The 21,711-nt window shown below is 71.5% G+C and carries 21 protein-coding genes and 1 pseudogene; 9 read left to right on the top strand and 13 right to left on the bottom strand.

Annotated elements, in window-relative coordinates; genetic code table 11:
• Positions 1-182 precede the first annotated feature (182 nt).
• Positions 183-998 (top strand): murein L,D-transpeptidase, encoded by an 816-nt coding sequence (locus ASC56_RS22525; protein ID WP_055493297.1) that lies wholly within the window; start codon positions 183-185, stop codon positions 996-998.
• A gap of 294 nt (positions 999-1,292) precedes the next feature.
• Here ASC56_RS22525 and ASC56_RS42065 read toward each other — a convergent pair whose 3' ends face one another.
• The 8 genes from ASC56_RS42065 to ASC56_RS22485 all read right to left on the bottom strand — a co-directional run bounded on the left by ASC56_RS42065 (position 1,293) and on the right by ASC56_RS22485 (position 7,409).
• Entirely contained in the window at positions 1,293-1,694 is a 402-nt protein-coding gene (locus ASC56_RS42065) for a hypothetical protein (RefSeq protein ID WP_159039682.1), read from the bottom strand.
• A 40-nt stretch (positions 1,695-1,734) separates the two neighbouring features.
• A complete protein-coding gene (locus ASC56_RS42060) occupies positions 1,735-2,226 on the bottom strand; it encodes a hypothetical protein (protein WP_055493295.1) in 492 nt (163 codons plus the stop codon).
• Entirely contained in the window at positions 2,226-2,900 is a 675-nt protein-coding gene (locus ASC56_RS22510; RefSeq protein WP_055493294.1) for an RNA polymerase sigma factor, read from the bottom strand. The genes ASC56_RS42060 and ASC56_RS22510 overlap by 1 nt, the downstream gene beginning before the upstream one ends.
• A 444-nt stretch (positions 2,901-3,344) precedes the next feature.
• Positions 3,345-3,635, bottom strand: coding sequence for a hypothetical protein (locus ASC56_RS22505; RefSeq protein WP_159039681.1), 291 nt, complete (start codon positions 3,633-3,635; stop codon positions 3,345-3,347).
• A 36-nt stretch (positions 3,636-3,671) separates the two neighbouring features.
• Complete coding sequence (locus ASC56_RS22500) at positions 3,672-4,289, bottom strand: RNA polymerase sigma factor (protein WP_055493292.1); 618 nt, start codon at positions 4,287-4,289, stop codon at positions 3,672-3,674.
• Between the two features lie 131 nt (positions 4,290-4,420).
• Positions 4,421-4,738 (bottom strand): hypothetical protein, encoded by a 318-nt coding sequence (locus ASC56_RS22495; RefSeq protein ID WP_234377026.1) that lies wholly within the window; start codon positions 4,736-4,738, stop codon positions 4,421-4,423.
• A gap of 224 nt (positions 4,739-4,962) precedes the next feature.
• Positions 4,963-5,529, bottom strand: coding sequence for a hypothetical protein (locus ASC56_RS22490; protein ID WP_055493290.1), 567 nt, complete (start codon positions 5,527-5,529; stop codon positions 4,963-4,965).
• Positions 5,530-5,783: 254 nt separating this feature from the next.
• Positions 5,784-7,409, bottom strand: a complete 1,626-nt coding sequence (locus ASC56_RS22485) for a glycoside hydrolase family 20 protein (RefSeq protein WP_079102643.1) — start codon at positions 7,407-7,409, stop codon at positions 5,784-5,786.
• 420 nt (positions 7,410-7,829) lie between these two features.
• Here ASC56_RS22485 and ASC56_RS22480 point away from each other — a divergent pair, with 420 nt between their 5' ends.
• The 5 genes from ASC56_RS22480 to ASC56_RS22460 all read left to right on the top strand — a co-directional run bounded on the left by ASC56_RS22480 (position 7,830) and on the right by ASC56_RS22460 (position 12,002).
• Positions 7,830-8,432, top strand: a complete 603-nt coding sequence (locus ASC56_RS22480) for a 2-oxo-4-hydroxy-4-carboxy-5-ureidoimidazoline decarboxylase (RefSeq protein WP_234377025.1) — start codon at positions 7,830-7,832, stop codon at positions 8,430-8,432.
• A gap of 166 nt (positions 8,433-8,598) precedes the next feature.
• Positions 8,599-8,979: a succinate dehydrogenase, cytochrome b556 subunit gene (sdhC, locus tag ASC56_RS22475; RefSeq protein WP_079102642.1), complete on the top strand. Its 381-nt coding sequence runs from the start codon at positions 8,599-8,601 to the stop codon at positions 8,977-8,979.
• A 5-nt stretch (positions 8,980-8,984) separates the two neighbouring features.
• Positions 8,985-9,467: a succinate dehydrogenase hydrophobic membrane anchor subunit gene (locus ASC56_RS22470; RefSeq protein ID WP_055493287.1), complete on the top strand. Its 483-nt coding sequence runs from the start codon at positions 8,985-8,987 to the stop codon at positions 9,465-9,467.
• 19 nt (positions 9,468-9,486) lie between these two features.
• On the top strand, positions 9,487-11,241 hold the full coding sequence (gene sdhA / locus ASC56_RS22465; protein ID WP_055493286.1) for a succinate dehydrogenase flavoprotein subunit: 1,755 nt from the start codon (positions 9,487-9,489) through the stop codon (positions 11,239-11,241).
• Positions 11,241-12,002 (top strand): succinate dehydrogenase iron-sulfur subunit, encoded by a 762-nt coding sequence (locus ASC56_RS22460; RefSeq protein WP_055493285.1) that lies wholly within the window; start codon positions 11,241-11,243, stop codon positions 12,000-12,002. The genes sdhA and ASC56_RS22460 overlap by 1 nt, the downstream gene beginning before the upstream one ends.
• Before the next feature lie 80 nt (positions 12,003-12,082).
• Here ASC56_RS22460 and ASC56_RS22455 read toward each other — a convergent pair whose 3' ends face one another.
• A complete protein-coding gene (locus ASC56_RS22455; protein WP_055493284.1) occupies positions 12,083-14,506 on the bottom strand; it encodes an MMPL family transporter in 2,424 nt (807 codons plus the stop codon).
• 156 nt (positions 14,507-14,662) lie between these two features.
• On the opposite strand from ASC56_RS22455, the gene ASC56_RS22450 reads away from it, so the two are divergent.
• Together ASC56_RS22450 and ASC56_RS22445 are read left to right on the top strand one after the other, a co-directional pair.
• Positions 14,663-15,367: a response regulator transcription factor gene (locus tag ASC56_RS22450; RefSeq protein ID WP_055493283.1), complete on the top strand. Its 705-nt coding sequence runs from the start codon at positions 14,663-14,665 to the stop codon at positions 15,365-15,367.
• Positions 15,364-16,842 carry a cell wall metabolism sensor histidine kinase WalK gene (locus ASC56_RS22445; RefSeq protein ID WP_055493282.1) on the top strand — a complete coding sequence of 493 codons (1,479 nt, stop codon included), beginning with the start codon at positions 15,364-15,366 and terminating at the stop codon, positions 16,840-16,842. The genes ASC56_RS22450 and ASC56_RS22445 overlap by 4 nt, the downstream gene beginning before the upstream one ends.
• Positions 16,843-16,873: 31 nt before the next feature.
• On the opposite strand, the gene ASC56_RS22440 is transcribed toward ASC56_RS22445, so the two are convergent.
• The 3 genes and pseudogenes from ASC56_RS22440 to ASC56_RS42055 all read right to left on the bottom strand — a co-directional run bounded on the left by ASC56_RS22440 (position 16,874) and on the right by ASC56_RS42055 (position 19,369).
• Positions 16,874-18,430, bottom strand: coding sequence for an ABC transporter substrate-binding protein (locus ASC56_RS22440; RefSeq protein WP_055493281.1), 1,557 nt, complete (start codon positions 18,428-18,430; stop codon positions 16,874-16,876).
• 155 nt (positions 18,431-18,585) lie between these two features.
• Positions 18,586-19,057 (bottom strand): annotated as a pseudogene (locus ASC56_RS22435) (metallophosphoesterase); the annotation flags it as partial.
• Positions 19,058-19,126: 69 nt separating this feature from the next.
• Entirely contained in the window at positions 19,127-19,369 is a 243-nt protein-coding gene (locus ASC56_RS42055; RefSeq protein ID WP_055493279.1) for an SCO4848 family membrane protein, read from the bottom strand.
• Between ASC56_RS42055 and ASC56_RS22425 the strand changes: the two genes are divergently transcribed.
• Complete coding sequence (locus ASC56_RS22425; RefSeq protein WP_234377019.1) at positions 19,308-20,765, top strand: D-alanyl-D-alanine carboxypeptidase; 1,458 nt, start codon at positions 19,308-19,310, stop codon at positions 20,763-20,765. The two genes, ASC56_RS42055 and ASC56_RS22425, sit on opposite strands and share 62 nt — an antisense overlap.
• On the opposite strand, the gene ASC56_RS22420 is transcribed toward ASC56_RS22425, so the two are convergent.
• Positions 20,713-21,624: a YihY/virulence factor BrkB family protein gene (locus tag ASC56_RS22420; RefSeq protein WP_055493278.1), complete on the bottom strand. Its 912-nt coding sequence runs from the start codon at positions 21,622-21,624 to the stop codon at positions 20,713-20,715. The genes ASC56_RS22425 and ASC56_RS22420 overlap by 53 nt on opposite strands.
• Positions 21,625-21,711 lie beyond the last annotated feature (87 nt).

Genomic DNA, 21,711 nt, shown 5'->3' with positions numbered 1-21,711 from the left:
AGACGACCCTCGCGACGGACTGTAGCGGCGACCGTTCGCCCGGTGGAGGGTCGTCGGCTGGGACCTTGCTCACAACCATGCCCGCTGGTTCGCCCGCGGTCACGCGCGGGGAACATCTCTGGTGGCACTACCGGACATCGGGGGCCGGTGAGACGTCAGGGGTGGGAATGCGTACGACGGGGATGGGAAGATCGCTGGTCGCAGTCGCCGGGGCCGCCGTGCTCGCCGCCGTCACCGGCTGCACGGCACAGCCCGTGGACGCGAACGGCGGGGACGGCAAGCACCGTTCGCCGGTGCACATCGAGATCCCGCACGCGCCCTCCGGCAGCGGCACGCCGAGCACTGCGCCCCCTCCGGGGGCCTCCTCCGCCGTCCTGTGGGCACGCGGCGACTCGGGCCCCGGCGTACGGGAGCTGCAGGCCCGGCTGCGCCAGGTCGACTGGCTGTTCGACGGCCCGACGGGGGCGTACGACGATCTGACCGAGAACGCCGTCAAGGGCTTCCAGGGCAAGCGGGGCCTGCCGCGGACGGGGCGGGTCGACTCCGTCACCTGGCAGCGGCTGCTGAAGATGACGCACCGGCCCGGCACCTGGGAGCTGTATCTGATGGGCGGCCAGCCGGCCGCGGCTCCCGATCCACGCTGTATGACGGGCCGGGTGCTGTGCATCAGCAAGACGAGCCGGACGCTGCGCTGGATGATCGACGGCCGGACGGTCTCGACGATGGCGGTCCGGTTCGGCGCGCAGTACACACCCACCCGCGACGGTGTCTTCAGCGTCTACTGGAAGTCGCGCCACCACGTGTCCACGCTCTACCACTCGCCCATGCCCTACGCGATGTTCTTCAGCGGTGGCCAGGCGGTGCACTACTCGTACGACTTCGCGGCGCGCGGATATGCCGGAGGCTCGCACGGATGCGTGAACGTACGGGACGAGGAAGCGATCGCGGCGCTGTTCTCCCAGGTGAGGAACGGCGACAAGGTCGTCGTCGACTGGTGAGAGGGGCCGAAGGGCCGAGGGGCGGTGCGGGGCGCGGGCGGGACCGGGGGAACGTGTCCCGCCCGCGCCGATTTGCACCGAGCCGTGGGTACGGGGGGAACCCCGGCTCTGTGCGACGGCCGATGACCAGTCGGCTCACTCAGTACTGCGCCACGGCGGCCGAAAGTGTCACACCCGCCCCGAAGAAATTTCTGAGATATGCGAAACCGCACGTCAGAGGGGTGATCTTGCGGTGTGATCTGGAGGGGTGATCTTGCGGTGTGATCTTGGGAACCGCGAGCAGTCCCGCAGGGGTCAGTGCCCCTCGGACGTGCTCAGCGCGCTGTAGGTCGGGGCCGGTGCCGTGGCCCGCGGCAGGAGCGGCGTCAGGGCGTGGGGGGTGACCGACGGGAGGATGCCCACGCCGTTGCCGCCGGGCACTATGTGGCCCTCGCCGTCGCCGCCGCCGCCACCCTGGCCGTTGCCGTTTCCGTTGCCTTTGCCCTGGCCGTTGCCGTTGCCCTGGCCGTTGCCATTGCCGCTGCCGTCGCGGCCGGAGCCCTGGTCGCCGCCGCTGCCCGTACGATCCCAGCCGCCCAGGACGCCCTTGCAGAACGTCTTCACCCTGTTGCTGCCGCCGGCCGCGTCCTGCAGGTTGCGCAGCCGCTCGGCGCCGAGGTCCTTGCCGCCGGTCACGGCGCGGCAGGAGGAACGCACGGCGGCCCACCACTCCTGGGTCCGGCCCCCGGCGCTGTTGTCACCGGAGCCCGGCCGGCCGGTCGCGGTGGATCCGTCGCCCGCCTCGTCGTGCGAGGAACTGCCCCGCGGGGGCGCGCCGGACGTGCCGCCGGGCATCGGCGACGAGGAGCCGCCGGTCTCCGGTCCGCCGGGCGTCGGAGTGAGCATCGGCTGCTGCGGCGTCACGGCGGCCGACACGGACGCCGCGGGTCCGGGCTCCCCGCCGAACGGCGTCGGCGGACTGGACGGCGGGACGGGGGAAGGCGGTGCGGCCGAGTGTCGCCTCCGCGCCGTCGCGCGACGTGCGCGCGGCCCGGAAGGCGGCCAACGCGGCGGCCTCGCCCGGCAGTTCCGCGCTGGTCGGCGGGGGCGTGGCGGAGAGTGCGGCGAGGGCTTCGGCGAGCGCGGCGGCGCGGGCGCGCGTCTCGTCGTCGACGGCGTCCAGCGGCTCTCCACGCAGCAGACGCTCCGCCGCGTCACGGTCCAGCCACCTGTACTGCTCGTCGGCCATCACATGTCCTTCTGCGTCCGCGAACGCATATGCGTCACACCGGCGGACGACACCGCGCGTCTGCGTGCATCTCGCTGGGGAGGCATGGCGGCGAGCGCGCCGGCCGATTCCACATCCGTCTCCGCACCCGCGCCGAGCAGCTCGGCGAGCCGCTTCAGGCCACGGTGCGCCGCCGTGCGGACGGCTCCGGGGCGCTTGCCGAGCGTCTCGGCGGCGGTCTTGGCGTCGAGGCCCATCACCACCCGCAGCACCACGGCCTCCGCCTGGTCCTGCGGGAGCTGGGCGATGAGGGAGAGGGTATGACCGGTGGCCAGGGCCTCGATGGCCTCCCCCGCCGTGTCGGACTCGGCGGCCTTCCCGGTCAGTTCCGTCTCGTCCCCGCCGATCGCGGGCCGGCGCCCGCGCATCCGTATGTGGTCGAGCGCGCGGTTGCGGGCGATCCGGGCCGCCCAGCCGCGGAACCGGTCCGCGTCACCGCTGAACCGCTCCAGATCACGGGCTATCTGCAGCCATGCCTCGGAGGCGACGTCCTCCGCGTCCGGGTCGCCGACCAGCGTCCGCACATACCCGAGCAACCGCGGGTGCACCGCGCGGTACACGGTCCGGAACGCGGTCTCGTCCCCGTCCTGTGCCGCAAGCACCGCGGCCGTCAGCTCCGCGTCGTCCCCCAGCACCCCGAACTGCCCCTCTGTGCGCCTGAGCCGGCACCGCTCTCGCGGACCGGGTTTCACTGTCGTGATTCTCATCGTGGTAGCGGTCTGAGGCCGCTCGTGGTTTGCGGCGGTTGCATCACCCGTTTTGCTGATCGTCCGCGGTCGGCGCGAAAGGCACGTTACGGCTTGAAACCGTTCTGCGTCCATGTCCGTACAACGTGCAACCAACACGTGACGCGATGAGGTGTGACAGAAAACGCATCCACGGCGCTGTAGAGAGTACGGGCCGCCGCGCGGCCCGTGCCGCGCGACGGCCGGGGCCTCTCCTGTGGGGGGTGGCGGCCCCGGTCGTTGCCATCGGCGGGCACATCGGCCCGCGAACGGCGCGCGCTTTCACTACGTCTTCTTACTCCGAACGGCCTGCATGGCGGGCCTGCTGGGCGGCCCTGCCGGGCGAGATGCCCGCTATGTCCTTCCGTGTCCGTCCAGGAGCACGGCGAGCAGCGTGCGCAGCACACGCCCCGTGCGGTGCGGAACCCTCGGACGCCAGTCGTCGCGTCGCCGAAGGCGCAGGGACCGCACGCCCCGCCACCGCTTCCAGGAGTCCCGGAAGGCGGCGACGGCCCGCGCCTCCGCCTCCGCGTCCAGGTGCCGGGGCCGCAAGGCGGCGAGGACGGCGGCGGGCGTGCGCGACCCGCGGCCGAAGGGCGCCGGTGGGCGCGCCGTGCGGCCGCTGCCGTCGTGTCGTTCAGCCATGGCCGAGTCCTTCACCGGCCGGCACCGTGCTCGTGCTCATTGCGACTCCCCCAGCGTTCCGGCGCCGCCTTCCGTCACACCCGCGGCGCCCAGCTCCCGCGCGAGCCGCCGCAGGCCCCGGTGAGCGGCCGTACGAACCGCACCGGGACGCTTGCCGAGGACCCGGGCGGCCGCGGGCGCGTCCAGGCCGACGACCACACGCAGCAGCACCGCCTCCGCCTGGTCGCGCGGCAGCCGCGAGATCAGCTCCAGGGCGCGCGCGGTGGACAGGGCCTCCAGGGCCTGGTCATGGGTCTCATGTCGGTCCGGCAGTTCGAGGACGTCGTTGTCGAGGGCCGCGGAGCGGGGGCGGACGCGGCGGCGGCGCAGAAGGTCGAGCGCGCGGTGCCGGGCGATGGTCGCGGTCCAGCCGCGGAAGCCGGCCCCGTCGCCCCTGAACCGGCCCAGGTCACGGGCGATCTCCAGCCAGGCGTCGGACGCCACGTCCTCCGCGTCGTCGCCGACGAGCCCGCGCAGATAGCCGAGCAGCCCCGGCTGGACGATCCGGTACGCGACTGCGAACGCGGCCTCGTCCCCCTGCTGTGCCCGTGCGACGGCCGTGCCCAGCTCCCCGTCGTACGCCTGCGCGCGGCGGGGTTCCCGTCCCTGGCCCAACGCTGTCCTCGTTCGTCCGCGAGTGGCCTCGCGTCCCCACACGTGCGGCACGGTCGTGCCCACGCCCCCACGGTCATCAGCGTCCGCTCCCACGGAAATGTCACTGCCCGTCAAGCGCCAGGCGGCACCCCTCAGGCCCGGGTCCCGCTCACCGCGTCCCGGCACAGCAGGCGCAGGGAGCCGTCGTCGTGGTAGCAGCGGCGTGCCTCGTCGATCGGGTCCCACAGGTGGCCGTCGGGCGTGCGCACCCAGTGGTCACCGCCGGTCGTCCACCACTCGCCGCCGGTCAGCCGCACCACCACCTCGCCCGCGTACGCCCCGAACCCGCGCAGCACCGTCTCCACGGCGGCGTACGGCGCCTCCTGGCGGCGTATGTCCTCGATCATCCGGTCCACCCGCCACAGACTCTGGGCCGAGTAGTCGAGCCGCAGCCGGGCGCCCTCGCGCATGGCCGTGACGACATCGGCGGCCCAGCGCACGGGCTTGGTGGCGGCGTGGGGCCTGGTCACCTCAGTTGCGTTCACACCCGGAAAAGCGTGATCCGGTCGGGAAGCGTCACGCCGTCGGGAGAGGGTCCCCGACACCGGCGCAGGACCGCCCCACGGCACCACAGGACGGTCACAGGATTCTTTCACGCGGCCGGGTTTAGGGGTCCTTGCGCAGCTGGGAGCCGTTACGACCGGCCCCGTGCGCGGCGGGACACCACGGCCCGCAGCACCCGGCGGCCCTCGGTCGACACGTCGAGGGCCTGCCGCAGTCCGACCGCGCCATGACCCGTGACGAGCTCCAGGACGGCGATCTGACGGCGCAGTTCGGCGGCGACGAGCGGCGACATGCCCTCCGTACGGCCCTCCCGGTGGCCCTCGACCGAGGACTCGTCGTCGGCGGCATCGAGGAGCCGGTGGATCCGCAGCGCGGCGACCGAGCAGGCGTCGGCCCACCGGCGCAGGGCGTCGGCGGACGGCTCCTCGGGGACCGCCTCGAGCATGCGGCGGGCGAGCCGCGCGGCCTCGGCCTCGGAGGCGCACTCCCCGTCGTCCTCGATGTCCTCGGCCTCCAGCTCGGCCCGCGCCTTCTTGAGCCGCTGCTCCCAGTCCTGGCCCTCGACGAGGCTCGCCCACAGCGGCCGCAGGATGTCGTCGTCGCCTCCGAGGAGCGGGACACACCGATCCAAACAAGCCAGCCCGCTCGCCGCGAGTGCACGCTCGTCGGCCTGTGCGATCAGGGCCACCAGGCTCATCACGTCTCCTCGAAACGCCTCCACGGGGCGCCTCATCTCCACGGAGCCCGCACTTCCCCTTACTGCGTGCGCCGGACCGGGAGTGTCACAGGGGCACCCCACCCGGCCGAGCCCGGCGAGGAAGAAGTTTTCGGCCAACTGCGTCTCCGGCCCACGCCTTGTCGCCGCCCCGGGTGCCACCGTTCGAGTGTGACCGGCCGGACCGGCCGGGGCGCTGCCCCCGGCCGGTCCGTCCCGTCCGACGGGCTCAGCTCTCAGCCCAGCCGGTCGGCCAGTTGCCGGAACTGCGCCCAGGACAGCGCCGGGGTCCGCGCGTCCCACAGTTTCTGCGCCGTCGCCCGCAGCGGCATCCGGACCCCGGCCGCCACCTGGTCCTGTGTCTGCGCGCCCGCGCGGTCGCACCACACCGCGAACACGCCGCCGAGTATCTGCCCGTCGTACCCCGCGGGCACCGCTGCCGCGCCTCGCAGCACGCGCGGGGTCCACTGCTCGTAGATCCGCTGACCGGTGGGGTAGACGAAGGTCTGCGGCTGGCCGAGCACGTAGTAGAGGAACTCGTCGTTGTAGTTGATGACCTTGCGGCCCGCGCCCAGGTAGTCGGTCGGCTGCCGGGCGCCGATCTCCTTGCCGGTCCAGTAGGCGGCCTCCAGGTCCTTGGCCGGCTGCACCGCGCTCGCCCGGTAGAAGCCGTCGTTCCAGGCGCGCATCGTCCGGCCGTGCCCGCGCACGACGTCGGCGCGGTCGTTCATCCAGCCCGTCGCGAGGTCGGCGATGCCGGCCCTCGCCCCGTACTTCTGCCTGGCCGCGGCGGCCAGCTGCGGGTAGGAGGCGGCCGGGTCGGACACCGCGAGCGCCTGGTACTCATCGCCGCCGAGGTGCCAGTACGCACCGGGGAACACACCGGCGTACTCGTTGAGGAGGTCGTCCACGATCTTCGCTGCGGCGGGCTTGGAGATGTCGACCGCACCGCGTGTCGCGACGCCGGAGGCGTTGCGCAGCTGGAGGTCGGGGTGCGCGGCGATCACCGCGCCGAGGTGACCGGGCGAGTCGATCTCCGGGACGATCGTGATGTGCCGGCTCGCGGCCAGGTCGACGATCTTCTTGACGTCGGCCTTGCTGAGGTGCTGCTGGGACACGATCTCGGGGTGCGAGGAGGACTCGATGCGGAACCCCTGGTCGTCGGAGAAGTGCAGACCGAGTTCGTTGTACTTCAGGTCGCCGAGCTCCCGTATGCGGTCCTCTATCCAGCCGGCCGTGAAGTACTTGCGCGCTATGTCCAGCATGAACCCGCGCCGCGGCTTGGCCGGCGCGTCCCGGACGACGCCCTCGGGAGCCGTACCGCCGCCGTGCACCTCCTGCTTGAGGGTGCGCGTGCCGTAGAAGACACCGGCCTCGCCCGGGCCGGTGATCCGGACCCGTCCGCCCTGGACGGTCATCGTGTACGACTCCTGGTCACCGCTGCCGGCCAGGCCCAGTTCCACATCGCCGCCCCGGGCGGCGGTCCGGCCCGCGTACCCCATCCCGAGCTCGCCGGCCAGCAGCCTGCCCTCGTCGGCGAGCCGGTCGTCGCCGACGACCACGCGTGCGCCGGAGCCGGGCCGCCAGCCCGGGCCGCGGGCGGGGGTGTGCTCACGTACGGCGGGAATGGTGCGGGGCGCCTGCGACAGCGGGTAGCTGCGGGTGGGCTGCGGCGACGAGGTGGGGGATCCCGCGGCGGACGTGCCCACCGAGGACCCGGCCCCGGCCGGCGAACCGCCGCCGGTCGACCAGCACGCCGCCGTCGCGACCGCGCCCGCGGCCACGACCGCGGCGCCCAGCAGCAACCTGTTGCGCCTCCCGGGCGTCTTCTTCTCGGGAGCCCGGCGCCTCCGGCCGGTCACCGCGCCTCACTCCGCACCACACCCGCGTACGGCCACGCCAGGGCCGTACGCCTTCTCGCCACTCCACGCACCACACCGGTACGTGTCCGTCCCACCACGCCCGTGCGTATTCGTCCGATGTCACACCGCACGTCACTCACCTCCACGCGCTCGTCCCCCTTCCGAACCTACGGCCCCTCCCGCTTCCTTCGTCCACAAGACGCCTCGAAACTCTCCCATCCGGGTGAAAATCGGGCAGCAGCTGGACGGTCGCCCGACCGCCGTCGATAACGTGGCGGCACATTCCCCACACGCTCCCCTGCCGACCCGCACGTGACGTTCCCGTACGTCACGCCCGCCCGCCGAGGACCCACGCTGCCTGCGCACCGTCTCCCCCACCTCCCCGGCTCCACCGCCCTACCGGCGCAACACCGCAGCAAGATCCCCGCGGGCCTGGAGCGGTTCAACTCCACGTCCGCCGACGACGTCCGGCGCGCCCTGCTGACCTGCTGCCGCAGCCTGCGCTGGGCCGACCGGGTGACCGAGCACCGCCCCTACCCGGACATCGAGTCCCTGCTCGCGGCGGGCGACGAGGCGGCGTACGACCTCACGCCGGCCGACCTCGCCGAGGCACTGGCCGGCGAGTCGCTCACCCTGCTCCCGGACGGCACGTACTCCGCCGCCCACACCGCCCTGAGCGCCGCCCACGCCGCCTACGAGAGCCGATTCGGTCACGTGTTCGTCATCTGCCTGGACGACGTGGCACCGGAGGAGGAGCTCGACCAGGTCCTCGCGGCGATCCGATCACGATTGGCCAACGATCCGGAGGAGGAGCGTCCGCTCGCCGCCGAGGAACTGCGCCGCCTGGCCCGAGGAAGACTCACCCGTCTGGTACGGGACAGTCATGACCAACCCACGCCGGGGCGCGCCCTGGGTGCGCGAGGAACGGCGCGACCAGCCGCGATCAACCCGCACCCGGCAGACAGAAGACGGCCCCACCCCGGCAGCCGCCCCGCCGAACCCGGTGGCCGCCCGGTCGAGTAGCCCGTCCGTGCTCGTTTGATCGCCAGTTTGATCACATAGGCAGGGCCGCCGTAAGCCCTCCGACAACACGTCGCTACGATGCTGGGGGCCGGAGGACCGTACCCGGCCGGGCCCGACCGACACAGAGCCGGCGCGGCCCTAGTCCCCGCTCCCGGAGGGTTCTTCCGTGCCGGCTGGAACGCTGTACCGCGGCCGGGAAGGAATGTGGTCCTGGGTGGCTCATCGAGTCACCGGTGTCCTCATCTTCTTCTTCCTGTTCGTACATGTGCTGGACACCGCTCTCGTCCGCGTCTCCCCCGAGGCCTACGACAAGGTCGTGGCCACGTACAAGACGCCGATCGTCGCGTGCCTGGAGTACGGCCTCGTCGCCGCCATCCTCTTCCACGCGCTCAATGGCCTTCGCGTCATCGCCGTCGACTTCTGGTCGAAGGGCCCGCGCTACCAGAAGCAGATGCTCTGGACCGTCGTCGGCGTCTGGGTCGTGCTGATGGCCATGGCCATCCTGCCCGTCCTCGGCCACGCCGCTCGTGAAATGTTCGGGAGCTGACGCGCATGTCCACGACCGAAACTCCCGCCTCCGGCATCGGCCCCGTCGAGGGCGCCACGCTGTACGACGCCGACAACCCGGCACCGGTCATCGAGCCGCCGCGCAAGCGGACGCCGAAGACCCCGAAGTCGACCCGCGGCAACTTCGAGATGCACGGCTGGCTGTTCATGCGCCTGTCCGGCATCGTCCTGGTCGTCCTGGTCATCGGCCACCTGCTGATCCAGCTCGTCCTGGACGGCGGAGTCTCCAAGATCGGCTTCGCCTTCGTGGCCGGCCGCTGGGCCTCCCCGTGGTGGCAGGTCTGGGACCTCGCGATGCTGTGGCTCGCGATGCTGCACGGCGCCAACGGCCTGCGTACCGTCATCAACGACTACGCGGAGCGGGCGAACACGCGCCTGTGGCTGAAGGGCCTGCTGTACACCGCCACGGTGTTCACCATCCTGCTGGGCACGCTGGTGATCTTCACCTTCGACCCGAACATCCGCTAGGCACGGGGCTGCGAGAATCATGAAGATCCACAAGTACGACACCGTCATCGTCGGCGCAGGTGGTGCCGGCATGCGCGCCGCGATCGAGGCGACGAAGCGCAGCCGCACCGCCGTGCTGACGAAGCTCTACCCGACCCGCTCCCACACGGGCGCCGCGCAGGGCGGCATGGCCGCCGCGCTGGCCAACGTGGAGGAGGACAACTGGGAGTGGCACACCTTCGACACGGTCAAGGGTGGTGACTACCTGGTCGACCAGGACGCCGCCGAGATCCTGGCGAAGGAGGCCATCGACGCCGTCCTCGACCTGGAGAAGATGGGCCTGCCGTTCAACCGGACGCCGCAGGGCACCATCGACCAGCGCCGCTTCGGCGGTCACTCCCGCAACCACGGCGAGGCCCCGGTCCGCCGCTCCTGCTACGCGGCCGACCGCACCGGCCACATGATCCTCCAGACGCTGTACCAGAACTGCGTCAAGGAGGGCGTGGAGTTCTTCAACGAGTTCTACGTGCTCGACCAGCTGATCACCGAGGTCGACGGCGTCAAGAAGTCGGCCGGTGTCGTGGCGTACGAGCTGGCCACCGGCGAGCTGCACATCTTCCAGGCGAAGGCCGTGATCTACGCCTCCGGCGGCTGCGGCAAGTTCTTCAAGGTGACGTCGAACGCGCACACGCTGACCGGTGACGGCCAGGCGGCCGTCTGGCGCCGGGGGCTGCCGCTGGAGGACATGGAGTTCTTCCAGTTCCACCCGACCGGCATCTGGCGCATGGGCATCCTCTTGACCGAGGGTGCGCGCGGTGAGGGCGGCATCCTCCGCAACAAGGACGGCGAGCGCTTCATGGAGAAGTACGCGCCGGTGATGAAGGACCTGGCGTCGCGTGACGTCGTGTCCCGCTCCATCTACACGGAGATCCGCGAGGGCCGGGGCTGCGGTCCCGAGGGTGACCACGTCTACCTGGACCTCACCCACCTGCCGCCGGAGCAGCTGGACGCCAAGCTGCCGGACATCACCGAGTTCGCGCGCACCTACCTGGGCATCGAGCCGTACACGGACCCGATCCCGATCCAGCCGACCGCGCACTACGCGATGGGCGGCATCCCGACGAACGTCGAGGGCGAGGTCCTGGCCGACAACATCACCGTGGTCCCGGGCCTGTACGCGGCCGGCGAGGTCGCCTGCGTGTCGGTCCACGGCGCGAACCGTCTCGGCACCAACTCGCTCCTGGACATCAACGTCTTCGGACGACGCGCGGGTATCGCCGCGGCCGAGTACTCGGCCGTGGCGGACTACGTCGAGCTGCCGGAGAACCCGGAGCAGCTCGTGGTCGAGCAGATCGAGCGGCTGCGGTCCTCGACCGGCAACGAGCGCGTGGCGACCATCCGCCGCGAGCTGCAGGAGACCATGGACGCGAACGTCATGGTGTTCCGCACCGAGCAGACGATCAAGACGGCCGTCGAGAAGATCGCCGAGCTCAAGGAGCGCTACAAGAACGTGGCGGTCCAGGACAAGGGCAAGCGGTTCAACACGGACCTCCTCGAGGCCATCGAGCTGGGCAACCTGCTGGACCTCGCCGAGGTCATGGCGGTGTCCGCCCTGGCCCGCAAGGAGTCCCGCGGCGGTCACTACCGCGAGGACTACCCGAACCGCGACGACGTCAACTTCATGCGCCACACCATGGCGTACCGCGAGGTGGGCGCCGACGGCACCGAGTCCATCCGTCTCGACTACAAGCCGGTCGTCCAGACCCGCTACCAGCCGATGGAGCGTAAGTACTGATGGCTACCCCTGTTCTGGACAAGGTCGAGGCGGAGTCCACGGCCTCCCCGTACATCACCGTCACCTTCCGGATCCGCCGCTTCAACCCGGAGGTCTCGGCGGAGACGACCTGGGAAGACTTCCAGCTGGAGATCGACCCGAAGGAGCGCGTCCTCGACGGGCTGCACAAGATCAAGTGGGACCTGGACGGCACGCTGACGTTCCGCCGCTCCTGCGCGCACGGCATCTGCGGCTCGGACGCCATGCGGATCAACGGCAAGAACCGTCTTGCCTGCAAGACGCTGATCAAGGACATCAACCCCGAGAAGCCGATCACGGTCGAGGCCATCAAGGGCCTCACGGTCCTGAAGGACCTGGTCGTGGACATGGAGCCGTTCTTCCAGGCGTACCGGGACGTGATGCCCTTCCTGATCTCGTACGACAAGAACGAGCCGACGCGCGAGCGTCTGCAGTCGCCACAGGACCGGGAGCGCTTCGACGACACGACCAAGTGCATCCTGTGCGCCGCGTGCACGTCCTCGTGCCCGGTGTTCTGGAACGACGGCCAGTACTTCGGCCCGGCGGCGATCGTGAACGCCCACCGCTTCATCTTCGACAGCCGTGACGACGCGGGCGAGCAGCGCCTGGAGATCCTGAACGACAAGGACGGCGTGTGGCGTTGCCGTACGACGTTCAACTGCACGGACGCCTGCCCGCGTGGCATCGAGGTCACGAAGGCGATCCAGGAGGTGAAGCGAGCGCTGATCACGCGCCGCTTCTGACCTCCGCGGTCCGCACCTGAAGTGGGCCCCGCTCCGGTCTCGAACCGGAGCGGGGCCCACTCGCGTTCTCGACGCGATCCTCAAGGCCGGTCGGCCGCAGGCTGATTGACCGCGTCCACCTCGCCCGCCACCAACTCGACGTCGTACACCAGCGGCCCGTCCTCGACGACCACATGCCCCGCGCGGGAGCCGTACGAGGGTGCCGTCGCCGCCACGAGGTAGGTGCCCGGTGCCGGAACCGGGAGGATGTAGGAGCCGTCGGCCAGGGACAGGACCCGCTCCAGTTGGCGCCCGCCCTTCGACAGCAGCGTGACGGCCGCGCCCTGGACGGGGTCGCCCTCAGTGTCCCGTACGAAACCGTGCACCGCACTCGCGCCCGGCCGCGGGGCCTGTTGGGGTTGCTCCTCGCGCGGCTCCACCGCCAGATGCGGCAGACGGCGCTCCAGCCGGGCCGGCAGCCACCAGTTGGCCCGGCCGAGCAGATGCATCACCGCGGGCACCAGCGCCGTCCGCAGGACGAACGCGTCCAGCGCGACCGCCGCCGCGAGACCGACGCCCGCCATCGCCGCGCCCGAGTTGCCGCTCAGCACGAAGGCGAGGAAGACGCAGACCATGATCAGGGCCGCGGAGTTGATGACCCGGCTGGTCTCCGCGAGGCCCACCCGGACCGCGCGGGCGTTGTCCCCGGTGTGCACCCACTCCTCGTGCATCCGGCTCACCAGGAACACCTGGTAGTCCATCGACAGCCCGAAGAGGAGGGAGAGCATGATGATCGGCAGGAAGGCCTGGATCGGCCCCGCCTTGCCGAGGCCCAGCAGGTCCAGGCCCCAGCCCCACTGGTAGACCGCGACGAGGACACCGAAGGACGAGGCGGCGGCGATCAGGTTCATCACGGCGGCCGTCAGCGGCACGACGAGCGAGCGGAAGGCGATCAGCAGGAGCAGGAAGCCGAGACCGACGATGGTCGCGATGAAGTACGGCAGGCGCTCGCCCGTGACGGACGCGAAGTCCTTCGAGACCGCCGTGACACCGCCGACGTGGGCGGTCGCGCCCGCCTTCGGGATCACCCTGTCGCGCAGGGTGTCGATGAGCCGGTCCGTCTCCTCGGACTGCGGCGAGGTGGTGGGGACGACCTGGATGACGGTGACGCCGTGCGCGGGCGGCAGCGCCGCGACCCGGGCGACCCCGTGGGTGCCCTGGAGGTCCTTGACCAGCGTGGGCATGTCCCCGGCGACGGCGACCACCTGCAGCGGCCCGTTGAAGCCGGGGCCGAAGCCCTCGGCGAGCAGGTCGTACGCCTTCCGGGTCGTCGTCGACGCGTCGTCGTTGCCCTGGTCGGTGGCGCCCAGCCGCAGCGACAGCACGGGCAGCGCGAGCGCGGCCATGACCACCACGGCGAGCGCGGCGATCGACCGCGGACGCTTCTGCACCGTGCCGGACCACCGCGCGGCCAGACTGCTCGCCGTCTCGTCCTCGGGTCCGCGCTCGGCGAGCCGCCGCCGCTGCCGGCGGCTGAGCACCCGGGGACCGAGGAGTCCGAGCAGCGCCGGCAGCAGGGTGACGGCCGCGAGCACGCTCAGCACGACGGTGAGCGAGGTGCCGATGACCACGCCGTCCAGGAAGCGCAGGTTCGTCACGAGCATCCCGGCGAGCGCGATGCACACCGTGCCGCCCGCGAACAGCACCGCCCGGCCGGAGGTGTTGAGCGCGGCGACCGCCGACTCCTCCGGGTCCAGACCGCGCAGGATGCCGCGCCGGTGCCGGGTGACGATGAACAGGGCGTAGTCGATGCCGACGCCGAGTCCGATCAGCGAGGCGAGCAGCGGGGCGATGTCGGGCACGTCCGTGACATGGCTGATCAGCTGGGTGGAGAACAGCCCGATGCCGACGCCGAAGACCGCGACGGCGATCGGGAGCAGCATCGCGAAGAGCGAGCCGAAGGCGAGGAACAGGACGACGGCCGCCGCCGCGACGCCGACCGTCTCGGACAGTCCGGCGGGCGGCTGCTGGATCCGGGTGATCGCCTGGCCGCCCAACTCGACGGTGAGGCCGGGTCGTTCCGCGCCCCGCGCGGTGTCCACGACGTGCTGCACCAGCTGCTTGGGCACGGCGTTGGCCCGCTCGGTGAAGGTGAGCTGCGCGTACGCGATGCTTCCGTCCCGGCTGATCTGCGCCGCTCCCCGGGGGCCCGAGTACGGGCCGCTGACCGCGCCGACCCCCGTCATCCCCGCGATCTCGGCCAGCGCGGGCTCGATCCGCGACCGTACCGACGCGTCCCGCACCGACCCGTGGTCGACCTTCCAGACCACCGTGTCGGTGTCGCCCGCGGCCTTCGGGAAGGCCTGCTCCATCAGGTCGTACGCCGTCTTGGAGTCGGTGTCGGGGAGGGAGAAGACGTTCGCGTAGTTCGTCCCTCCGGCGGACGCCGCCGCGCCCACGCCCACCAGTGCCCCCAACCACAGCAACAGGACCGGTAGCCGGTGTCGGTAGCACCACCGCGCCAATGTCGTCACGCTCTACGCTCCTTCGTCGGGTCCCCCGGGTCCTGACCACCAGGATCGGCAGTGGCGGGCGCGGCTGGACACGGCCCGCCCCGACTCTCAAGGAACTCCAAAGCGCGCGCCCGCCCGCGGGCGCGGGCGGGTACGGATACTGGGCACATGACCACCAACGAGGCAGCGCACGAGGAGGCCACCGTCCTCGTCGTCGAGGACGAGGAGAGCATCGCCGACGTCCTCGCGATCGCCCTGCGCTACCACCGCTTCGAGGTGATGACCGCGGGCACCGCGCGCGAGGCGCTCGCGCTCGCCGACCGCACCCGGCCCGACGCGGCCCTCCTGGACGTGATGCTGCCGGACGGCGACGGCCGCGCGCTGGGCCGCGAACTGCGCGCCGGGCGGCCGGATCTGGCGCTGGTCTTCGTCACCGCCCGCGACGCGCCCGCCGAGGTCGTCGGCGCGCTCGGCTTCGGCGACGACTACATCACCAAGCCGTTCAACATCGACGAGGTGATCGCCCGCGTACGGGCCGTTCTGCGCCGCACGCGCCCCGCCGACGTCCTGCCGCAGCGCCCGCCGCTGCGCTACGGCGACCTGGAGCTGGACGAGACGACGTACTCGGTGCACCGTGCGGGCCGCACGGTCGAGCTCACCCCCACCGAGTACGCGCTGCTGCGCTTCCTGGTGCGCAACGGCGGACGGATCGTGCCCAAGGAACAACTGCTGCGCCATGTGTGGCAGTACGAGCACGCACCGCCCGAGTCGACGGTCGTCGAGACGTACATCAGCTATCTGCGCCGCAAGCTGGACACGCTCGGACCGCCGGTGATCACCACGCGGCGGGGTGTGGGATACGGGCTGGCATGACGTTCCTCAGGCCTGCCCGGCCGCGACGGCCGCGCGGCACCCGGTCGCTGCGGGCCAAGCTGACGCTGGCGAACGTGGGGCTGCTGGCGCTCGGCATCGTCGCGGCGACGGCCATCAGCCTGATGGGCATGCGGCACTACGTGCTCGGGCAGGTGGACGCGGAGCTCACCAAGTCCCGTCGAGCGCTGGAGACTTCGCATCTGACGATGCAACAGCTCGATACCCTGGCCGCGTCGACGGTCGTCCGGGACCGGCTGCTGCCGCACAGCGACGACTCGCCGAACCCGGACACCGTCTTCGCCGCCGTCGACGGACACGGCACGGTGCTCACCATCGCCGGTCTGCGGCCGACCGCCGCCCAGCAGGCGCTCGCCTCCGCCGTCGGCGACGCGGCCGCACTCGTGGCGGACCGGCAGCCGCGCGACATCCAGCTGCGCGACGACCCCTACCGGGTGACCGGGGTACGGCTCGCCGACGGCACGTGCGTACTGCTCGCCCGCTCCACCGGCGTACTGCACAAGGGCGTGGCCCAGGCGCTCAGACTCGACCTCACCATCGGGACCCTGCTGCTGGCGCTGCTCGGCGTGCTGACGATGATCAGCGTGAGCCGGCGGATGCGGCCGCTGGAGGACATGGTGGAGACGTCGTCGGCGATCGCGGAGGGCGATCTGACCCGGCGCGTGCCCTCCAGCAAGGAGACCTCCCTGGAGGTCGAGCAGCTGCGCACCGCCCTCAACTCCATGCTCCACCAGGTCGAGTCGGCGTACCGGACGCGCGAGCACAGCGCCGCCCAGCTGCGCCGCTTCGTCGCGGACGCCTCGCACGAGCTGCGCACCCCGCTGTCGGCGATACGCGGCTATCTCCAGCTGTACGACAAGGGGATGCTGACCGATCCGGACGAGCGCAAGCGGTCCTGGGAGCGGATGATGGCGGAAGCCGACCGGATGGGCCGTCTGGTCGACGAGCTGCTCACCCTCGCCCGCCTCGACCAGCAGCCCGAACTCCGCCTCAGGAACGTCGATCTGAGCCGTCTGGTGCGGGACGCCGCTGCGGACCTGCGGGCCCAGCAGCCGGACCGTCCGGTGACGGTGTCCGCGGACGGTGCGCTGCTCGTCCGGGCCGACGAGTCCGGGCTTCGACAGGTACTGGGCAACCTCGTGGCGAACGTCCGCGTCCACACACCCGCCGACGTCCCGGTACGGCTCGGTCTGGAGCGCGCGGACGGGGTGGTGCGGGTGTGCGTCGCGGACGAGGGGCCGGGGCTCGCGCAGGAGGACGCGGCGCGTGTCTTCGACCGCTTCTTCCGCGCGGGCGGGGGTGCGGGCAGCGGGCTCGGGCTGGCGATCGTGCAGGGCGTGGTGAGGGCCCACGGCGGCGAGGTGGGGGTGCGTACGGCGCCGGGCGAGGGGCTGGCGGTGACCGTCACGCTGCCGGCGGGGGCACGACCGGGACCGCCGGTGAGCGTACGGCCGTGAGGATGCTCGGGTGCGGCGCCGTGGCCGTACGTCAGATCCAGCCGAGCCGCCAGAGGCGGAAGACGCCGGTGCCGTCCGACAGGTACTGTCCGCCGCCGACGTCCGCGCTGCTGACCACGTACTCCTTGCGCTGCCACAGCGGAATCAGCGGGACGTCCCGCGCCACGATCCCCTGCATCTGCTGGAAGTCCGCGGCGGCCCGGCTGCGGTCCGAGTACCGCTGGCTGTCCAGGATCAGCCCGTCGACGCCCTTGTCGCCGTAGCCGTTCTTCATGCTGTTGCCGGTGCCGACGAGCGGGGCGCTGAAGGTGTCGGGGTCGGGGAAGTCGGCGACCCAGCCGACGGCGTACGCGGCGAACTCTCCGCTCGCGTAACGCTTCTGGAAGTCGGTCCACTCGTAGCCCTTGACGTCCACGGCGAACAGCCCGCTCGCCTCCAGCTGCCGCTTCAGCTCCGCGGCCTCCTCGGCGGCGGCGCCGCGGCCCTTGGCGTAGCCGTAGGTGAAGTGGACGGGCGTGTGGACGCCCGCCGCGGTGAGCAGGGCACGGGCCTTGGCGGCGTCGGGCTTGGGATAGGCGTCGAAGAAGGAGGTGGTGTGCCCGGTGATGGCCGCCGGGATGAGCGAGTAGAGCGGTTCGGTGGTGCCCTCGTAGACCCTGCTGACCAGTTCCTCGCGGTTGATCAGCGCGGCGACGGCCTGCCGGACGCGGCGGTCGTGCAGCGGCGATGCGGCGGCGGTGTCGAGGACCAGGTTGCGGATCTCGGCGCTGTCGGTCGCGCTGACGCGCTGGTTGGGGTCGCTCGGCGAGAGACCGGCGAGCACCGCCGGCGGCAGCTGGCGCGTGGCGACGTCGACCTCCTTGGCCTTCCACGCCTTCTCCAGGGCGGCGGGATCGCCGTAGTAGCGCAGCACGACCGGCCGCCCCGCGTCCTTGACGTCGCCCTGGTAGCGCGTGTTGCGCGCGAGGACGGCCTCCTTGTCCTTCGTGTACGCCGTCAGGGCGTACGGCCCGGTGCCGTCGGCCCCGTTGTCGGTGCGCAGCGCGCTGCGCGGGTACGTGGTGCGGTCGACGATCGAGCCGGCGCCGGTGGCCACCTTGAACGGGAAGGTCGCGTCGGGCGAGGACAGATGGAAGGTGACGGTGAGCCCCTGGGCGTCGACCGAGGCGAGGGTGGAGAGCAGGCTCGCGGGGCCGACGTCGGAGTTGATGCGCTTGACCCGGTCGAAGGAGTACTTGACGTCCTCGGCCGTCATGGTGCGCCCACTGGGGAACGTGAGGCCCTTGCGGAGGGTGCAGCGATACGTCCGCAGGTCCGTCCCCACGAAGGCACAGCTCTCCGCGGCGTCCGGCACGGGCACCACGCCGTCGGGTTCGAAGGTGAGCAGCGACTGGAAGACATTGCTGAACAGCGCCCAGGATCCGGCGTCGTAGGCCCCCGCCGGATCGAGCGACGTGACGGCGTCCGTCGTGCCGACCGTGATGGTCCTGTTGGTGTTCTCCTTGGCCGGAAGCAACTGCCACCCGCCCACTGCCACGCCCGCCAGTACCAGCACAGTCGCGAGAATCCGCATGCGAACCGATCGCATCGGCGCCCCTCCCCAGGCCCTCAGCGCATACCACTCCCCTGTGGCGCGGATCACCTAATCACAAGTGTTTCAGCCGGGGGAAGAGGGATCTGGCGAGATGAGAAAGAACTTACCGTCGGGGTGTTTCGACGCCGTTTCAGCGCTGACGGGGGGGCTCACGCCCGCTTCGACGCCAGCTCCACGACCGTGACGTCCGAGGGCGCTCCGCCCCGCGTCGGCGGCCCCCAGGCGCCCGCGCCGCGGGACGCGTGCAGCCGGGCGCCGGAGAGTTGCTCGTGGTTCCCGGCGACGAAGTAGCTGCCGTGACGCGCCCTCAGCTGCGCCGGCGGAGCCGCCGCCGGGCCCCAGTCCTTGACGCTGCCGTCGACCAGTTCGCCCCCGACGGCGGTCAGATCGGGCTGGGCCGAGTTGATCGTGTCGGCCACGCGCTGGGCGAAGCCCCGGCCGAGGGCAGGGCCCAGGTGGATGTCGCTGACCACCGCGATGCGGAAGCCTTCCGTGAGCGCGGCGGTTTGGCCAGCGGACCGTGACGCGCTGCACGGCGGGGCCGCGGAGCACGCGGCGGGCGAGGCCCCTTCCCCTGGTGCCGGGCCAGTCGGTGCCGCGCGTACCAGTGCAGCGCCGTGAGCGCGGCCGGAACGGGGTAGAGCGACCAGCGCCAGGACGACGACCGCCGTGCGTGTGCCCGTCCTTCCGCTATGACTTTCGCCGCAGCGCGCGCAGTCCGCGCAACCCGATGACGCCGATGACAGTCCCCAAGACAAAGGAGACGACGGCGAGCGTCAGATGGACCCAGAAGTACGCCGTCGGATTCCCCGCGTCATCGAACGCGAGTCCGCTGGCGTCCTTCCACAGATTCTTGACGAAAGTGACCCAAATGATCCAGCTCCACACCCCGAAGGCGAGCAGGAACCAGGAGATGGGGCGGCTGAGCTTCATACGTTCAGTATCGCCTCTCTCCCCGGGTCGCTCCCTGCGGGGTGGGGAGCACCGCCCGGGGCTTCTGGCCACGGACCGACCGGAATACGACGGGACTTCGCGCCCCGTGACCGGTACTTTCGCGGCCGTGTCCGCCCTCAAGAAGATCGCCGGGCGCCGCCTGCCGGTCGCCTCCGCCGCCCTGTTGTCCCTCTCCCTCTCCCTCGCCGCGCCCGCCACCGCGTTCGGGGCTCCGCGCAGCCCGGCCGTGTCGCCCCCGGCCACGCCCCCCGCCGTGATGTCGACGCTCGGCGGCGCGCTGCTGGGCCGCCCGGGCACGCAGGTGAACCTCGGCAACGGCGCCCCGGTGCTTCCGAAGGACCTCACCGCCCGTTCCTGGATCGTCGCCGACGCCGAGTCGGGTGAGGTCCTGGCCGCCCACAACGCGCACTGGCGGCTGCCCCCGGCGAGCACGCTGAAGATGCTGTTCGCCGACACCGTGCTGCCCAGGTTCCCGGGGAGCGAGGAGCACAAGGTGGTCCCCGCCGACCTGGCCGGCATCGGCTCCGGGTCCAGCATGGTCGGGATCAAGGAGGGCGAGACCTACACGGTCCACGACCTGTGGCTCGGCGTCTTCCTGCGCTCCGGCAACGACGCCGTGCACGTGCTGTCCGCGATGAACCACGGCGTCGAACAGACCGTCAAGGACATGCGGGCGCACGCCGAGGAGCTCCAGGCCCTGGACACGCACGTGGTCAGCCCGGACGGCTACGACGCCGACGGACAGGTGTCCTCGGCGTACGACCTGACGCTGTTCGCCCGCTCCGGGATGCAGAAGAAGGACTTCCGGGAGTACTGCTCGACGGTGCGGGCGCAGTTCCCGGGCGAGACCACGGAGAAGAAGGGCAAGAAGACCCGCGGGTCCTTCGAGATCCAGAACACCAACCGGCTGCTGGCCGGTGACTTCGACATGACGCCGTACCGGGGCATAGCCGGCGTGAAGAACGGCAACACCACCAACGCGGGCGCGACCTTCACGGGCGTCGCCGAGCGCGACGGCAGGGTACTGCTCGTCACGGTCATGCACCCCGAGAAGAACGAGCACAACGAGGTCTACAAGGAGACCGCCCGGCTGTTCGACTGGGGCTTCGCCGCGGCGGGCAAGGTACGGCCGGTGGGCGAGCTCGTCGCCCCGAGGGGCGCACAGACGGGCGGGCAGCCCGGCGCGAACCCGTCCACGGGGGCGGGCAGGGAGTCCGCCAGGCCGGTGGCCGCGTCGGTACGCGGCGGCTCCGGCGGCATGGGCGTGGCGCTCGGTGTCGCGGGCGCTGTGGTGGCGCTGCTCGCCGCGGGCGTCTTCCTGGTCAACCGCCGCTGGCCGCTGCCTGATCTGGTACGCCGCCGGACGCGCCCCTGACCTTCTCGGCTCCGTTGCTCTGCGTCGCCGTCCAGGCGGCGCAGAACAGCACGAGCTTCGCGGTGAAGTTGATCCACAGCAGCAACGCGACCGGCACTCCGAAGGCCCCGTACATGCTCTTCGAGGCGACGCCCTGGATATAGCCGCTGAGCAGCTGTTTGAGCAGTTCGAATCCGACCGCGCCGATCAGGGCGGCGGTCAGCAGCCGGCGCCGCGGGGGTTCCACGCCGGGCAGCAGCGTGAGGACGTACAGCAGCACCAGGAAGTCGGCGAGGACGGCGACGGCGAAGGCGGCGATCCGCAGCAGCAGGCTCCCCCAGCCGCCCCTGCCGAGGCCGAGCTGCCCGGCCGCCCAGTCGACCAGCGCGGTGGCGACGGTGGACGTGGCGATGGTCACGAGGATCGCTCCGCCCAGGCCGATGAGCACCACGGCGTCCTTGACCACGCGCAGCACCGGGTTCTGGTCTCCGTCCGGCAGCTCCCACACCGCGCGCAGGCAGTCGCGCACCTGGCCGACCCAGCCGATGCCGGTGAACAGCAGCGCGGCACCGGCGATGACCCCGACGGTGCCGGCGTTCTGGACCAGGCCGTGGATGTCGAGCTGGTCGGAGATGCCGGGGAACTGCTCGGCGATCTTGCGCTGCAGCTTGTTCTGCTGGGACTCGCTGAGCGTCGCGGCGCCGATCGCGGCGGAGACGGTGAGCAACGGGAAGAGGGCCACGAAGCTGATGAACGTCATGGCGGCGGCGAGGCGGGTCCACTTCACCCGGTCGAGGCGTTCGTACGAACGCCAGGCGTGGGTGGCCATGAGCCGGGTGACCAAGGGTCCGATGCCGGGGAGTCTCTTCAGCCAGTCCATGATCCGAATCTCCCCTCCAGACCCTCCGTCTGATCCTGCGCGGAAGACCGAGTGCCCCCACTCGCCCATTTCAGTGAGGAGCCGCAG

The organism is Streptomyces sp. TP-A0356 (assembly GCF_001417775.1).
Taxonomy (GTDB): domain Bacteria; phylum Actinomycetota; class Actinomycetes; order Streptomycetales; family Streptomycetaceae; genus Streptomyces.
This window is presented reverse-complemented; position numbering and strand designations above follow the sequence as displayed.

Coding starts and splice junctions, on each gene's coding strand:
- ASC56_RS22525 (WP_055493297.1), top strand. CDS start 183: ATGGGAAGATCGCTGGTCGCAGTCGCCGGGGCCGCCGTGCTCGCCGCC.
- ASC56_RS42060 (WP_055493295.1), bottom strand. CDS start 2,226: ATGGCCGACGAGCAGTACAGGTGGCTGGACCGTGACGCGGCGGAGCGT.
- ASC56_RS22505 (WP_159039681.1), bottom strand. CDS start 3,635: ATGGCTGAACGACACGACGGCAGCGGCCGCACGGCGCGCCCACCGGCG.
- ASC56_RS22495 (WP_234377026.1), bottom strand. CDS start 4,738: ATGCGCGAGGGCGCCCGGCTGCGGCTCGACTACTCGGCCCAGAGTCTG.
- ASC56_RS22490 (WP_055493290.1), bottom strand. CDS start 5,529: ATGAGCCTGGTGGCCCTGATCGCACAGGCCGACGAGCGTGCACTCGCG.
- ASC56_RS22470 (WP_055493287.1), top strand. CDS start 8,985: ATGTCCACGACCGAAACTCCCGCCTCCGGCATCGGCCCCGTCGAGGGC.
- sdhA (WP_055493286.1), top strand. CDS start 9,487: ATGAAGATCCACAAGTACGACACCGTCATCGTCGGCGCAGGTGGTGCC.
- ASC56_RS22460 (WP_055493285.1), top strand. CDS start 11,241: ATGGCTACCCCTGTTCTGGACAAGGTCGAGGCGGAGTCCACGGCCTCC.
- ASC56_RS22450 (WP_055493283.1), top strand. CDS start 14,663: ATGACCACCAACGAGGCAGCGCACGAGGAGGCCACCGTCCTCGTCGTC.
- ASC56_RS22445 (WP_055493282.1), top strand. CDS start 15,364: ATGACGTTCCTCAGGCCTGCCCGGCCGCGACGGCCGCGCGGCACCCGG.
- ASC56_RS22440 (WP_055493281.1), bottom strand. CDS start 18,430: ATGCGATCGGTTCGCATGCGGATTCTCGCGACTGTGCTGGTACTGGCG.
- ASC56_RS22425 (WP_234377019.1), top strand. CDS start 19,308: ATGATCCAGCTCCACACCCCGAAGGCGAGCAGGAACCAGGAGATGGGG.
- ASC56_RS42055 (WP_055493279.1), bottom strand. CDS start 19,369: ATGAAGCTCAGCCGCCCCATCTCCTGGTTCCTGCTCGCCTTCGGGGTG.
- ASC56_RS22420 (WP_055493278.1), bottom strand. CDS start 21,624: ATGGACTGGCTGAAGAGACTCCCCGGCATCGGACCCTTGGTCACCCGG.